Origin of the sequence: Bacillus sp. UNC125MFCrub1.1, assembly GCF_000701305.1 — a bacterium.
Classification (GTDB): Bacteria; Bacillota; Bacilli; order Bacillales; family Bacillaceae; genus Bacillus; species Bacillus altitudinis.
Map to the genome: position 1 here is coordinate 558,130 of NZ_JNIG01000009.1, position 14,651 is coordinate 572,780.

The 14,651-nt window shown below is 42.7% G+C and carries 13 protein-coding genes; 11 read left to right on the forward strand and 2 right to left on the reverse strand.

The window, feature by feature from the left end:
* Nucleotides 1–702 precede the first annotated feature (702 nt).
* The 9 genes from N521_RS03065 to rbsB all read left to right on the forward strand — a co-directional run bounded on the left by N521_RS03065 (nucleotide 703) and on the right by rbsB (nucleotide 10,154).
* A complete protein-coding gene (locus tag N521_RS03065) occupies nucleotides 703–2,184 on the forward strand; it encodes a spore germination protein (RefSeq protein ID WP_035389740.1) in 1,482 nt (493 codons plus the stop codon).
* Complete coding sequence (locus N521_RS03070; RefSeq protein WP_035389742.1) at nucleotides 2,174–3,271, forward strand: GerAB/ArcD/ProY family transporter; 1,098 nt, start codon at nucleotides 2,174–2,176, stop codon at nucleotides 3,269–3,271. The genes N521_RS03065 and N521_RS03070 overlap by 11 nt, the downstream gene beginning before the upstream one ends.
* Entirely contained in the window at nucleotides 3,261–4,403 is a 1,143-nt protein-coding gene (locus tag N521_RS03075; protein WP_035389743.1) for a Ger(x)C family spore germination protein, read from the forward strand. Before N521_RS03070 ends, N521_RS03075 begins: the two co-directional genes overlap by 11 nt.
* Before the next feature lie 117 nt (nucleotides 4,404–4,520).
* Entirely contained in the window at nucleotides 4,521–5,507 is a 987-nt protein-coding gene (locus N521_RS03080; RefSeq protein WP_007497527.1) for a LacI family DNA-binding transcriptional regulator, read from the forward strand.
* A complete protein-coding gene (gene rbsK, locus N521_RS03085) occupies nucleotides 5,504–6,382 on the forward strand; it encodes a ribokinase (RefSeq protein WP_035389745.1) in 879 nt (292 codons plus the stop codon). The genes N521_RS03080 and rbsK overlap by 4 nt, the downstream gene beginning before the upstream one ends.
* Nucleotides 6,379–6,771 carry a D-ribose pyranase gene (gene rbsD, locus N521_RS03090; protein ID WP_007497529.1) on the forward strand — a complete coding sequence of 131 codons (393 nt, stop codon included), beginning with the start codon at nucleotides 6,379–6,381 and terminating at the stop codon, nucleotides 6,769–6,771. The genes rbsK and rbsD overlap by 4 nt, the downstream gene beginning before the upstream one ends.
* Before the next feature lie 15 nt (nucleotides 6,772–6,786).
* Nucleotides 6,787–8,268 carry a sugar ABC transporter ATP-binding protein gene (locus tag N521_RS03095; RefSeq protein WP_035389748.1) on the forward strand — a complete coding sequence of 494 codons (1,482 nt, stop codon included), beginning with the start codon at nucleotides 6,787–6,789 and terminating at the stop codon, nucleotides 8,266–8,268.
* Between the two features lies 1 nt (nucleotide 8,269).
* Nucleotides 8,270–9,223, forward strand: a complete 954-nt coding sequence (rbsC, locus tag N521_RS03100; RefSeq protein WP_007497532.1) for a ribose ABC transporter permease RbsC — start codon at nucleotides 8,270–8,272, stop codon at nucleotides 9,221–9,223.
* Nucleotides 9,224–9,236: 13 nt separating this feature from the next.
* On the forward strand, nucleotides 9,237–10,154 hold the full coding sequence (gene rbsB / locus N521_RS03105) for a ribose ABC transporter substrate-binding protein RbsB (protein ID WP_024718716.1): 918 nt from the start codon (nucleotides 9,237–9,239) through the stop codon (nucleotides 10,152–10,154).
* Nucleotides 10,155–10,387: 233 nt separating this feature from the next.
* On the opposite strand, the gene N521_RS03110 is transcribed toward rbsB, so the two are convergent.
* Both N521_RS03110 and alsR read right to left on the reverse strand, forming a co-directional pair.
* Nucleotides 10,388–11,005 carry a flavin reductase family protein gene (locus N521_RS03110; protein ID WP_197025612.1) on the reverse strand — a complete coding sequence of 206 codons (618 nt, stop codon included), beginning with the start codon at nucleotides 11,003–11,005 and terminating at the stop codon, nucleotides 10,388–10,390.
* 59 nt (nucleotides 11,006–11,064) lie between these two features.
* Nucleotides 11,065–11,952 carry an acetoin biosynthesis transcriptional regulator AlsR gene (gene alsR / locus N521_RS03115; RefSeq protein ID WP_008343276.1) on the reverse strand — a complete coding sequence of 296 codons (888 nt, stop codon included), beginning with the start codon at nucleotides 11,950–11,952 and terminating at the stop codon, nucleotides 11,065–11,067.
* A gap of 150 nt (nucleotides 11,953–12,102) precedes the next feature.
* On the opposite strand from alsR, the gene alsS reads away from it, so the two are divergent.
* Both alsS and budA read left to right on the forward strand, forming a co-directional pair.
* Nucleotides 12,103–13,803: an acetolactate synthase AlsS gene (gene alsS / locus N521_RS03120; protein ID WP_035389756.1), complete on the forward strand. Its 1,701-nt coding sequence runs from the start codon at nucleotides 12,103–12,105 to the stop codon at nucleotides 13,801–13,803.
* Nucleotides 13,804–13,847: 44 nt separating this feature from the next.
* Complete coding sequence (gene budA, locus N521_RS03125) at nucleotides 13,848–14,609, forward strand: acetolactate decarboxylase (protein ID WP_370529243.1); 762 nt, start codon at nucleotides 13,848–13,850, stop codon at nucleotides 14,607–14,609.
* Nucleotides 14,610–14,651: the final 42 nt, after the last annotated feature.

A 14,651-nucleotide genomic window follows, 5' to 3' on the forward strand; every position in this document is an offset into this window, starting at 1 on the left:
AATCAACAGTATATAGGTTCAGCATAAAATCACAATCGGTATTATGTAACATAATCTTTCACTTCCTCGTATGCCAAATTCCTCTAAACAGAAGGCGTAATTGCCTATCTCACGCTCAAATGAAAAGGCCAAAAGACGGACAAAATGACGCCTGATTTTCTGCTCAGAACAAGAGAAAGCGTTACCATCAAACAGTGAAAAATCTTTTGTCCTTTTCTCCCTAAATTTTTCGACAATTATTAAGATGTATTTTGAATCAATGTTTTAAAGTCCTTTCATCTCTACGAAATCAGTCATATCAGTGCTTTAAATGAATAGTGCGTGTTTTAGAATATTTTATATTTTTAAATGAACAGGTTAGAAAGTCATCCTCATTGGTCAGAACGCTATGTGTTGACCTATGACAAAGGTCACCTGTCAAAAAATCAAGTCATCTGCTTATTTCCAGGTCACAAAAAATTGGGATAAGATGTCAAATATTAATCATTTTGTTATAGCCTCTCTTTACGATATTCACTCCTTATGACCTAAACAATGAAACATTATTCATTTCTTTTTATCAAGATTCATCATTTCTTAACATTTTTAATGTGATTTTAGTTGAAAGTTGTCGGTGCATGTCATGCTTTCCCCAAAGATGACGCATAAAATCATCTTCTCGGCTTACACTATGGTTAAAAAATCTGTGAGAGGAGGCTAAAGATGCCAAATACGAATGAGCAAACACGCTTACACTTTTTATCAGGCGGTTTTGAGGAAAAGATTCGGATTCTGAAAAAAGCATTTCAACAAAGCGCTGATTTTGAATACCGGGAATTGATGGTGAATGAAACGAAATCAGTGCTGTTTTTTATTAAAACAAGAGTGGATGAAAGTAAATTAAACAACTTCATTATTGGCAACTTGCTTGGCCCTCCTGGAAAACAGGACTATGCAAAATCTCTTAGTTCACTCGAAACAGGTGACTTGACGCTGATTGTCGACAGCATTATTGCCGGAAGTATTGCCTTCCTTGATGAAAAATCCGCACAGATCAAAATATTTGCTGTTGGGCAGCCGCCTCTGCGTTCCATTTCTGAACCTTCTTCTGAAAGTATTATTGCAGGCGCACATGATGGGTTTGTTGAGAGCTTAGATACCAATTTATATTTGCTGCGTTCACACTTAAATGATCGAAAACTTGCAATCCAGTATCATAAGGTCGGTACAAAATCTGAAACAAAGGTTGCGACGGTTTATATTTCTGATATTGCCAATCAAGAAAAGATAGATGAGGTTAACAAACGAATTTCTTCTATTAAAGTAGACACGCTGCTTAGCCCCGGTTCTATTGTAGAGGCGATTGAGGATGATTCATATTCCATCTTCCCGCAGCTCATTGATACAGAACGACCTGACAAAGTGAGATCTGCCATTCTTGAGGGGAGAATTGTTGTGCTGATGGATGGCAGTCCAATGGCTATCATTCTGCCTATTACATTCTTTAGCTTCTTTCAATCACCAGATGACTACAATAGTCGCTGGATTCCAGCTACGTTTATTCGTATTCTTCGTTATATTGCCTGTATCATCGCTGTGATTTTGCCTTCTTTTTATATTGCAGTCATCGGCTTTCATTATGAGGTAGTCCCGGATGAATTAGCGATTACGATGAAAAATTCCATTATCGGCATTCCTTTTCCGCCTTTAATAGAAGCTATGCTGATGGAGATTACAATTGAGCTCATACGCGAAGCTGGGGTGCGTCTGCCAAAACCAATTGGACAGACCATTGGGATCGTAGGCGGTTTGGTCATTGGAGATGCGGTAGTAAAAGCTGGGCTCATTTCCAATGTTCTTATCGTTGTGGTCGCCGTGACCGCTGTTGCTTCCTTTGTTCTTCCTTCGTTTGAAATGACGTCTACCATCAGGATGCTGCGTTTTCCGCTCATGTTCATGGCATCGATGTTTGGGTTTATTGGCATTTCATTCGGTCTGTCGATCGTCCTGATGAATTTATGCCGCCTTGAATCACTAGGTGTCCCGTATTTATCTCCAGTAACTCCATTTAACTGGCAGGATTTAAAAGACACTGTGATTCGATTACCAATGTGGATGTATAAAAATCGCCCTGTTTACTTAAACCCAAAAAAGAAAGGGCAAATTGAAAATTTGAGAGGATGGAAAAATCAAGATGAAAAATAAAATATCTCCATCTCAAGCTGTCTTTTTTATCATTCAATCTCAAATTGGTGTCGGTATTTTAGCCCTGCCTCATTTGCTCATGAAAGATATGGGGCATGATGGCTGGATGGCTATCATTTTGGCCTGTTTTTTTATCCAAATCATCAATACCATTTTTATATATATCATTCACAAATATCCTGAGACATCATTTTTCGAGGCATTAATTGAGGTTTTTGGAAAATGGGTTGGGCGAATCTTAGTGGCTCTTTATACAATTTATTTCGCCTCAGTCTGTATTGTCGTTCTATCTATTTTCACGAGAATTCTGGGTATATGGGTTTTACCACTTACACCCAATTGGGTCATCAACCTACTACTCATGATATCCATCCTTTACATCGCCAAGGAACAGATTACAGCGATTGTCAGATTCAACTTTATTCTGACTCCTTTTTTACTCTTGTTGTCTCTCATCATGCTCTATTCATTAAAAGGAACCAATATCGACTACCTTATGCCCTTTTTCCAAACGGACTTCTCTCAATTTCAGCTCGGATTAAAGGATGTTGTATTATCTATGAATGGATTTGAGATGATTCTGATCATCTCTCCACTGATGAAAGGCACCATTAAAGCGCGATACAAGGTCATGACCATTGCCAATATATGCACGACACTTTACTACCTATTTATCACAGTGATTTGTTTTATGTTCTTCAGCCCGATTGAGCTCAATATCATTCCAAATCCTGTTCTTTATCTGTTAAAAACCATTTCGTTCGGTGTGATTGAACGGACAGATTTAATTTTTCTTAGTTTCTGGGTATTTGTCATTTTAGCCACACTCAGTAACTATCTCTACTTCTGTGCAAATGGCGTAGCAAGTATTCTCAAGAAAAAAGACCACAAAAAATACGTCTTTTATTTTGCCATTTTGATCTATGCGGCTAGCTGTTACCTTGCAACCGATAATTTTAGAATTCAGCGTTTTAATGATTTTACCACCATCGCTCAATATTCATTTATTTACACACTCCCAATCTTTATGGCCATTATCATCTTTATCAAACATCGCAAAGGGAAGGTGAAATCACATGCGTCATAAGTACATACTGACGTTGCTCATGTGTGTTTCTCTCATATTCATGCCTGGCTGCTGGGATCAAAATTTATTAAAGAACATCTCTCTTGTGTTAACCTCCGCTGTTGATCAAGGAGAGGATGACAATGCGAAATACTCAATCACTTATCGAAAAGTGCAGCAGTCTCAAAGTATGGAGCAAGGAAATACTGGCAGCTTTTTAACCACTCTTCTCACAACGGAAGCACCTACTTTAAGAAAAGCAAGAACCAACTTCAGCCGGATAGTGGATCAAAAAATAGACATGTCGAAAATGCGGGTGATGCTGATCGGTGATGAATTTGCCCAAAATCGTCTTCTGCCCTACTTAGATATGTTTTATCGTGATCCAAAAAGTCCCCTCCTCGCAAATCTTGCCGTTGTTCAAGGGGGGACCTGTGAAGAAGTGATTAACTCGCTGCTAAAGGAAAAACTCATTGTGAGTGACTATTTAAATAACTTAATCACAACCGCATCACGCTCCTCCCAAGTAGCACCTAAAAACATTCAAAGTATTCGATCTAAAATGCTCCAAACTGGAGAGGACTTCACACTGCCGTTAATCTATTTTGATCAATCGAAGAAATTAATCAGTGTAAAAGGTGTTGCACTATTTGATAATGAGAAAAAGAAAGGCGAGCTGTATGGTCAAGATGCGATCTTGCTCACCGTCATGGACGGAAAAATGGGCAAGTATGCCAACTTCACAAAAAAAGTGAGAAGCGATATGAAGTCTAAAGAAAACAATTACATCACCATCCAAGTCACTGATGTGAAGAGAGACATTGAGATTCTGAATCCTGATCATCGAAACTTAACATACTCACTCAAATTTGAATTTAATACTTCTGTCCTTGAGTACCCAAAAGATAATCTAGATACAGACAAAAAAATTGAAATGCTCAATAAAAGACTTTCAACCATCTTGACAAAAGAAGCAGAAAAAATTGTTGCTACATTACAAGAAGCAAATTCTGACGTCTTAAGCCTCGGCAGAAAATACCGGGTCAGACATTATGATGAGTATATGAAAATGAATTGGGTCACCGATTATCCAAAAGTGAAAATCATTCCAAAAATCAAAGTAAACATTACACAAACAGGCATTATTAGTTAAGAAAAGGAAGAAGTCATCTTTCTTTTCTTTTTTTATTTTTTTAAGATTGTCTTTTTAATGCTTTCGTGATAATCTATCTGTGTAAACGGTTACACATTGACGAAGGGAGGCACTCCATTGGCTACAATTAAAGATGTTGCAAAAGCTGCTCAAGTATCTGTTGCGACTGTTTCACGCGTGCTCAACGATACTGGATACGTCCATATTGATACGAAAACCCGTGTGACACAAGCGATGCAGGAGCTGAACTACTTCCCCAATGAAGTGGCACGATCCCTTTTTAAAAGAGAATCAAGATTAGTTGGTCTCATCTTACCTGATATCACAAACCCCTTCTTCCCTCAGCTGGCTAGAGGCGTTGAGGATGAGATTCATGCACACGGCTTTCGGTTATTATTCGGAAACAGTGATGAAGATCGGGAGAAGGAAATGGCCTATTTACAAACCTTTAAGCAAAACCAGGTGGTCGGTGTCATCGCTGTCACAAACGAACCTGAATCGGATTTGTACAATGATGATGAACTGCCTGTTGTCTTCTTAGATCGTACCGTTCCAAATGCGCCTTCTGTGTTTGCAGATGCTACGGCAGGCGGGAAAATGGCTGCAATGGAATTAATCAAACGCGGCAGTCAGCAGATCACATTGCTAAAAGGGCCCGCTCATCTTCAAACGGCGCGGCAAAGATTCAAAGGCGCACTTGATGTTCTGACTGAAGAAGGTGCTAACTTTCATGTGATGTCTAACGCTTCTTTTTCTTTTCAGGAAGCGCGAAAAAGCGCCAAGGCTCTTTTCAAGCTGTACCCTGAAACAGATGGCATCATTGCCAGCAATGACATCGTCGCAGCAGCCGTCGTACACGAAGCACTTCGAATTGGAAAAGCCATTCCAGAAGACGTCCAAATCATTGGATTTGATGATATTCCGCAAAGCGAACTGCTCTTCCCTTCTTTATCAACGATTCGGCAGCCTGCCTATGATATGGGGAAAGAAGCCGCAAAGCTGATCATTAAAGCCATTCAAAAACAGCCAATAGATCAAGCAGTTATTCAAATGCCCGTCTCTTTTATTGAACGAGAGACCACAAGAAAGGTGGATTCACAATGAGTCAAATAGTTGTCGTAGGAAGTTGTTCCATGGATTTAGTTGTTACATCGAATAAACGTCCTAGTGCAGGAGAAACCGTCCTAGGCGAATCATTTAAAACGGTCCCTGGGGGAAAAGGAGCCAATCAAGCAGTAGCAAGCGCAAGGCTCGGTGCAGATGTATATATGATCGGCCGAATTGGTGATGACGCGTATGGTCAGGACATTATGAGCAATTTGCAAGCACAAGGTGTTCGCACCACCTATATGAAACCGGTTACCGAAATGGAAAGCGGAACAGCTCATATCATTTTAGCTGAAGGAGATAACAGCATTGTTGTCGTCAAAGGAGCAAACAATGAGGTAACACCTCATTATGTAAAAGATGCTCTTTCTTCTATTGAAAATATCGGAATCGTCCTCATCCAGCAGGAAATTCCTGAAGAAACAGTCGAAGCCGTCTGCGCCATTTGCAGCGAAAAAGGGATTCCAGTCATCTTAAATCCCGCACCAGCTCGCAAAGTCTCTCAGCAAATATTAGATCAAGCTGCCTATATCACGCCAAACGAACACGAAGCAGCTCTTATGTTTGATGGACTCACCATAGCAGAAGCTTTGCGCCAATATCCAAACAAATTACTCATTACAGAAGGAAAAAATGGTGTTCGTTACTTTGATGGATCAAAAGAAGTGTTGGTACCGGGCTATCCTGTGAAAGCCGTCGACACTACAGGCGCTGGTGATACTTTTAACGGCGCTCTAGCTGTAGCACTGACAGAAGGAAAATCCCTATACGACGCACTTGCTTTTGCCAACTTAGCTGCGTCTATCTCAGTCACAAAATTTGGTGCCCAAGGCGGCATGCCAGCAAGAGAAGAATTGGAGAATAAGAAATGAAGAAAAATGGTATTTTAAATAGTCATATCGCCAAGGTGCTTGCTGACCTTGGTCATACAGATACGATTGTCATTGCAGACTGCGGCCTGCCCATTCCAGAAGGCCCGGTCAAAATCGACCTTGCATTATCCATCGGCACACCATCCTTTCAGGAGGTTACTTCCCTCCTTCTTGAGGAAATGGCCGTTGAACACATCACAATCGCCAGTGAAATCAAACAAGCCAATGAGAGAGATCATTTATTTCTAAAGAAAGCGTTCTCACATCCGTTAAATGAAGTCGATCACGAGACGTTCAAAGACATGACCAAACAGGCAAAAGCAGTGATTCGCACGGGTGAAGCCACCCCATACGCAAACTGCATTCTTCATGCCGGTGTCATCTTTTAAAAGGAGGAGCCACTTATGAACATTGAAATGCATAACATCCATAAGGCCTTTGGAAAAAACACCGTTCTCGCCGGGGTCTCCTTTGACCTCGTCACAGGTGAAGTCCACGCACTTATGGGTGAAAACGGGGCAGGAAAATCAACGTTAATGAATCTGCTGACAGGACTCTATTCACTGGATCAAGGAACGATTCAAATCGACGGAAAAGAAACGGCTTTCAAGAATCCGAAAGAAGCCGAGCAGAACGGGATTGCCTTCATTCATCAGGAACTGAATATATGGCCTGATATGACGGTACTCGAGAATTTATTTATCGGGAAAGAAATCTATACAAAACTTGGTCTCCTAGACACCAAGAAAATGAAAGCCCTCGCCCAAGCGCAGCTCGACCGATTATCTGTCAACCTATCTCTCGATCAAGAGGCAGGAAGCTGTTCTGTCGGCCAAAAGCAGATGATTGAGATTGCGAAAGCGTTAATGACCGATGCAAAGGTCATTATTATGGATGAACCAACAGCTGCTCTCACAGACCGTGAGATTGAAAAGCTATTTCAGGTCATTGAATCACTCAAAAAAGAAGGCGTTTCCATCGTCTACATTTCTCACCGGATGGAAGAAATCTTCGCCATCTGTGACCGAATAACCATCATGCGTGACGGGAAAACGGTCGATACGAAAGCGATACCGGACACGAATTTCCATGAAGTCGTCAAAAAAATGGTCGGCCGCGAATTAACCGATCGTTACCCTGAACGCACACCTTCTACTGGTGATACCGTCCTAGAAGTGAAGCAAGCAACGAGGAAAGGCCGCTTTCAAGATGTCAGTTTTTCCGTCAAAGCTGGAGAAATTGTCGGTGTTGCAGGCTTAATGGGCGCTGGCCGGACGGAAATGATGCGGTCGCTCTTTGGACTCGATCCCCTGGATCAAGGAGAAATTTGGGTTCATGGGAAAAAGGCTGTCATTAAAAAACCAAGTGATGCAGTCAAACTTGGCATCGGTTTTATCACGGAGGATCGTAAAGATGAAGGACTGATGCTGGATGCATCCATCCGGGAAAACATCGGCTTGCCTAACTTAGACAGCTTCTCTCCAAAGGGGCTGATCGATAAGAAAAACGAGCAGGACTTTGTTGACCTTCTCATCAAACGACTCACGATCAAAACCGCTTCATCTGAAATTTCTGCACGCAGCCTGTCCGGTGGAAATCAGCAAAAGGTCGTCATCGCCAAATGGATCGGCATTCAGCCGAAGGTGCTGATTTTAGATGAACCGACAAGAGGTGTCGACGTCGGGGCGAAACGAGAAATTTATCAGCTGATGAACGAGCTGACGGATCGAGGCGTTGCAATTTTGATGGTCTCCTCTGAGCTCCCAGAAGTTCTTGGGATGAGCGATCGAGTGCTTGTCATTCATGAAGGAACCATCAGCGGAGAATTATGTAAAACAGAAGCTACACAAGAACGAATTATGACACTAGCTACAGGAGGGAAGTAACATGAAACCACTTACTTCAAATGGACGATTTGACAACATCATGCAAAAGCTTGGGCCATTCTTAGGACTCATCATCCTTGTTGCCATTGTTTCTATTTTAAATCCGGCCTTTTTAGAACCATTAAACATTTTAAACTTACTCAGACAAATCTCCATTAACGCCCTCATTGCCTTTGGCATGACGTTTGTTATTTTAACCGGAGGAATTGATTTGTCTGTCGGTGCCATTCTAGCGCTGTCTAGTGCTCTGACTGCCGGCTTTATTGTATCTGGTTTGGACCCGATTCTTGCCATCATTGTTGGATGTATCATCGGTGCCATCCTTGGAATGATCAACGGTCTTTTAATCACAAAAGGAAAAATGGCTCCTTTTATCGCAACACTTGCGACGATGACGATTTTCAGAGGATTGACGCTTGTTTATACAGACGGAAACCCAATTACAGGGCTTGGCTCTAACTATGCATTTCAGCTATTTGGCCGTGGATATTTCTTAGGCATTCCTGTTCCAGCGATCACCATGCTTCTCACCTTTATCGTTCTTTGGGTCTTGCTTCATAAAACACCTTTTGGCAGAAGAACGTATGCCATTGGCGGAAATGAAAAAGCAGCCCTCATCTCAGGTATTAAAGTACCACGCGTCAAAATCATGATTTACTCATTAGCCGGCTTTATGTCTGCTTTAGCAGGTGCGATCTTAACATCTCGTCTCAACTCAGCCCAGCCAACAGCTGGTACGTCGTATGAACTTGATGCAATTGCTGCCGTTGTACTTGGCGGGACAAGCCTATCCGGCGGAAGAGGGCGAATTGTCGGCACACTCATCGGGGTACTCATTATCGGGGTCTTGAACAATGGTATGAACTTACTTGGTGTTTCATCATTCTATCAGTCTGTTGTGAAAGGGATTGTCATCTTGATTGCAGTCCTACTCGACAGAAAGAAATCTGCTTAAGGAGGCAGCTGCTATGAAAAAATATGTAATCCTGATCGTGACTCTCTCATTATTCATGCTTTCTGCCTGCTCGCTTGAACCGCCAGAGTGGGCCAAATCAACAAAGGATGGCAAGAAAAAAGACATGAAAATCGGACTGTCGATCTCGACTTTAAATAACCCATTCTTCGTTTCTCTTAAAAACGGCGTGACAAAAGAAGCGAAAAAGCTTGGCATTGAAGTTGTCATTGCCGATGCACAAAATGATTCAGCCAAACAAACAAGTGATGTAGAAGATTTAATTCAACAAGGGGTCGATGCATTACTCATTAACCCAGCCGATTCCTCTGCCATATCAACGGCTGTCGAATCTGCGAATGCTTCAGACATACCGGTCATCACATTAGACCGCTCGGCAGAAAGCGGAAAGGTTGAAGCGCTTGTTGCTTCTGATAACATCAAAGGCGGCGAAATGGCAGCTAACTTTATTATCGACAAAGTCGGTAAAGGAGCAAAAGTGGCTGAACTGGAAGGTGTACCAGGTGCTTCTGCGACACGTGAACGAGGAAAAGGTTTCCATCAAATTGCAGACAAAAAGTTAGATGTCACAGCAAAACAAGCCGCTGACTTCGACCGGACAAAAGGGCTCAACGTGATGGAAAACCTTCTTCAAGGAAACCCTGACATCAAAGCCGTTTTTGCCCACAACGATGAAATGGCACTTGGCGCACTAGAGGCCATCCAAAGCTCTGGAAAAGACATTCTTGTCGTCGGTTTCGATGGTAATGAAGATGCACTCAACTCGATCAAAGCAGGAAAACTATCTGCAACAGTCGCGCAGCAGCCAGAGCTGATCGGTCAACTGGCAGTCGGTGCTGCTGACGATGTATTAAAAGGAAAAAAGGTAGAAAAAAATATCGCCGCACCATTGAAACTAGAACAAAAGAAATAAACACTAAACCCCCGATAGCCTCGGGGGTTTAGATTGTAGACAAAGTGCTGAAATGAACTTTATTTTAGCCCTTTGTCTTCTTTTCAGCGTGATAGAAAACCTTTGCAGTCTAGGAAGGACGAGCACCGGAGCAGAGCGAATTGACATTCGTGAGCACCGAAGCGCAGGACTGACAAAGAATGCGAGGGTTTGTCTGCACGCTGGACCCCCGATAGCCTCGGGGGTTTTAGATGTTATTCCGGTCTCTTCAGTACAAATGGCGTACCTAAATGGGCATAATCATTCCCCGCTAAACGCGCAACTGGCTTTAATTCATTCGTAAAAATATATCCTTTTTCCGAATCATAGACGGATTCATCTAAATGCGCACACACCACCCGGCCAATGATATGATCGACTGTGATCTCCCCTTCATCATTTTGAAAGGTCAGATGTTTTTCCAGCTGACATTCAAAGCGAATGCGTGCTTCCTTGATTCCTGGCACTGACACCACGCTGCTCTTCACTTGATGAAGACCGGTACGAGTCAGCTCACTCTCTTCCTCTGGCAATGTAGCAGCTGTTTCATTAATATCTTCAATCATCGCTTCATCACTCACATGGACAACAAATTCTTCCCTGTCGATGATATGTTTTGCTGTATCTTTCATCTCTCCTTGACGACGTCCAATAGAAACAGCGATCAGCGGAGGATGGCCGCTAATGACATTAAAGAAACTAAATGGTGCAGCATTGACGACTTCTTCTTTAGAAAGGCTTGTAATAAATGCAATGGGTCTTGGAACGACGGAACCAGATAATACTTTATATGCTTCTTTTCGTGACAACTGATCCATTTGTAATGTAATCACTTCAGACATGCCTCCTCTTGTATGTAACGACATCATACCATACCCCGTTCTCTCTTCCCTTATTCCGGCTCAGCACGATGGAGAATATGATGGACAAGATGAAACAATGCCGGATTATGATTTTCTCGCCTATAAGAAATGGTCCATTCCGCGAGTAGCTGCTCACCTTCAATTGACCGATACACCACATCTAAATTAAATAAACGCCGGGCCGATGTTGGAATGATAGCAATTCCGATTCCCGCTGTGACAAGACCAATGACCATTTGATATTCTGCTGCTTCCTGCACGATATTGGGTGAAAATCCGTACTTTTCACAAAGTAGGACAAAATGCTGATAAAGGGACGGCCATGATTCCTTTGATAAAGAAATAATCGGCTCATCACGAATATCTTCAATCGTGACCGCTTCTTTTTCCGCCAGCGGATGGTTTTTCGGAATCGCAAAAATACATTCACTTTGCTTCATTAAACGACTGACCAATTCTTCTTGCGGTGATGTAGGATGCAAAAAACCAATATCAATCTCACCATTCAAAAGCGCCTCAAGCTGCTGCGGGACAGAGAGCTGTTGCAGCTCAATACTGACAGAGGGGTACAGCTCTCTGAATTCACGGACAACTGGCGGCAGAATATCATATGTCGCTGTACCAACGAAACCGATGATAATCTTCCCAAGCTCCCCTCTTGCCGTATGCCGGGCATGATCAACGGCTTTATCAAGCTGATGCAGCACCCCCCGGACCTCATGTAAAAAAACCTTTCCAGCAGCTGTTAACTCCACCACCCGTTTAGACCGGTGAAACAAAGGAAATCCCAATTCTTCCTCAAACTGCTTAATTTGCTGACTAAGTGGAGGCTGTGTCATGTTCAATCGTGCGGCCGCTCTGCCGAAATGCAGCTCCTCCGCGACTGTGACAAAATACTGCAAATGTCTCAGTTCCATCCTTTCACTCCTCAAACACTTATTCGTGAAACATATTAAAACTACGTTAAACATATATTGGAAAATTTATTTTGTGAAATGTATAGTAAATCATATCATGAAAATATATTTTCATAAAAAATTTTACTTGCCGAAAGGAGTGCGGGGTAAATGAATTCTCAAACACAACCCCTAACAAAACGAGGAGCAGAGTTGATTGTCGATACGCTCATTGCCCAAGGTGTGACCCATGTTTTTGCGATTCCAGGTGCAAAAATTGATGCAGTATTTGATGTATTAAAAGACAGAGGTCCAGAGCTTGTGCTATGCAGACACGAACAAAATGCGGCATTCATGGCAGCAGCTGTCGGTCGTTTAACTGGCAAACCAGGCGTTTGTCTCGTCACATCAGGTCCTGGCGCATCCAATTTAGCGACAGGTCTATTAACAGCCAATACAGAAGGTGACCCTGTTGTTGCAATTGCTGGAAACGTCATCCGTGCGGATCGACTCAAACGAACACATCAATCACTCGACAATGCGGCATTATTCAAACCAGTGACAAAATATAGCGTTGAAGTACAAGACGTAAACAATATACCAGAAGCATTAACAAATGCTTTTCGCGCGGCACAAAGAGGTCAAGCTGGAGCAGCATTTATCAGCTTTCCACAAGATGTCGTGACCGAACACACCACACAAACACCAGTGTCTGCTCACCCTTCTCCAGAACTAGGTCCTGCACCGGATGCTCTCATCAGTTCGGCCATCGCCAAAATTCAAAATGCGCACTTACCTGTTGCAATTGTGGGAATGAAAGCTAGCCGTCCAGCTGCGGCAAATGCGACAAGAACATTATTAAAAACACTTGGTATCCCATTTGTCGAAACGTACCAAGGAGCCGGCGTTCTCTCAAGAGAGCTTGAGCCTCAATATGTGGGCAGAATCGGCTTATTCCGTAATCAGCCAGGGGACCTTCTCATTGAGAAAGCGGATGTGATTTTAAATATTGGCTTTGATCCAATCGAATACGATCCGAAGCATTGGAATTTGAAACCGCAGCAGCGTCACATCATCCATGTGGATGACATGCAGGCAGATATTGACCATTTCTATGAACCGACGCTTGAGCTTGTGGGCAATATATCTGAAACGGTGCAACATCTAGCCCACGACAGCGTTCCACTTTCATTATGCAAAAAGAACGTAGATCTGGTCACAGAATTACAAGAGCTGTTAAGTGATATCGAAAAAGCACCAGAAAGAGAAAGTCATTTATCACACCCGCTGGATGTCATTCATACGTTGAGACGTATCATCCCAGATGACACGAAAGTGACATGTGATATCGGATCTCATGCCATTTGGATGTCTCGCCACTTCCGTGTTTATGAACCGAACACGTTCCTAGTGAGTAACGGAATGCAAACACTTGGCGTGGCATTACCATGGGCAATTGCAGCCTCCATATTGAATCCAGATGAAAAGATCATTTCAGTCTCAGGTGATGGCGGTTTTCTCTTCTCCGCCATGGAATTAGAAACAGCCGTGCGCATGAAAACAAATCTCGTTCATCTCGTTTGGAACGACAGCACATACGATATGGTGGCATTCCAGCAGGAAATGAAGTATGACCGTACGTCTTGTGTTGAGTTCGGTCAGATCGACTTAGTGAAATATGCAGAAAGCTTTGGAGCAACTGGATTACGTGTCAACTCACCTGAAGAGCTTTCAACTGTCCTTCAAAAGGGTATAAACATAGAAGGACCCGTTATTATTGATATTCCGATAGACTATCAAGACAACCCAGACCTCGCCAGTCAAAAATGGCCAGAAGTCTTTCGTGAAAAACACACAACGAACGTCAGATAAGACTTCGATACATTACGTTAAAGGAGTGAGCGGATATGGGTATGATGCACCCAATGAATCAACAAAACAACACAATACCGCAGGACAAAAAGCAAGAGGTCTATCAAGTATCAACCATGACCTCCTTGCTGGAAGCCGTATACGATGGAGATTTCTCCCTATCACATATTCCCGAGCACGGTGATTTTGGCATTGGCACATTCAATCAATTAGATGGGGAACTAATCGGCTTTGATGGCGCTTTTTATCGACTGCGCTCTGATGGAACAGCCACACCAGTAACCGATCAAGATTATTCACCATTCTGCTCTCTAGCATTCTTTGAAACGGACATCGTTCATCGAATTGATGCACCGATGACGTCCAAAGAGCTAGAGGAAGAAATCGACCGAATCTTACCAAGCAAAAATGTCTTTTATGCGATCCGCATCGATGGGTCATTCAAAAAGGTTCAAACCCGTACGGTTGAAAAACAGGAAAAACCTTACGTTCCGATGGTGGAAGCAGTCAAGTCACAGCCTATTTTCGATTTTGAAAATATTCGCGGGACGATCGCAGGCTTCCGTACACCACAGTACGCACATGGCATTGCGGTAAGCGGATATCATCTCCACTTTATTGATGATGATCGCAGCGTAGGCGGGCATGTATTTGATTACACTGTGGATCAAGTGACCATTCGAATTTCCCAAAAACGTCACATGAATTTACACCTTCCAAATACGCAGGAGTTCTTCCAAGCAGACATTGATCGTGCTGACCTTGCACAACAAATTGCCAGTGCGGAAAGCAGCCCAGAAAAATAAAATGAACACACCCCGGTGATACTGGGGTGTTTTTTCATGCAA

Coding starts and splice junctions, on each gene's coding strand:
- N521_RS03070 (WP_035389742.1), top strand. CDS start 2,174: ATGAAAAATAAAATATCTCCATCTCAAGCTGTCTTTTTTATCATTCAA.
- N521_RS03095 (WP_035389748.1), top strand. CDS start 6,787: ATGAACATTGAAATGCATAACATCCATAAGGCCTTTGGAAAAAACACC.
- rbsD (WP_007497529.1), top strand. CDS start 6,379: ATGAAGAAAAATGGTATTTTAAATAGTCATATCGCCAAGGTGCTTGCT.
- rbsK (WP_035389745.1), top strand. CDS start 5,504: ATGAGTCAAATAGTTGTCGTAGGAAGTTGTTCCATGGATTTAGTTGTT.
- alsR (WP_008343276.1), bottom strand. CDS start 11,952: ATGGAACTGAGACATTTGCAGTATTTTGTCACAGTCGCGGAGGAGCTG.
- rbsB (WP_024718716.1), top strand. CDS start 9,237: ATGAAAAAATATGTAATCCTGATCGTGACTCTCTCATTATTCATGCTT.
- rbsC (WP_007497532.1), top strand. CDS start 8,270: ATGAAACCACTTACTTCAAATGGACGATTTGACAACATCATGCAAAAG.
- alsS (WP_035389756.1), top strand. CDS start 12,103: ATGAATTCTCAAACACAACCCCTAACAAAACGAGGAGCAGAGTTGATT.
- N521_RS03075 (WP_035389743.1), top strand. CDS start 3,261: ATGCGTCATAAGTACATACTGACGTTGCTCATGTGTGTTTCTCTCATA.
- N521_RS03065 (WP_035389740.1), top strand. CDS start 703: ATGCCAAATACGAATGAGCAAACACGCTTACACTTTTTATCAGGCGGT.
- budA (WP_370529243.1), top strand. CDS start 13,848: ATGCACCCAATGAATCAACAAAACAACACAATACCGCAGGACAAAAAG.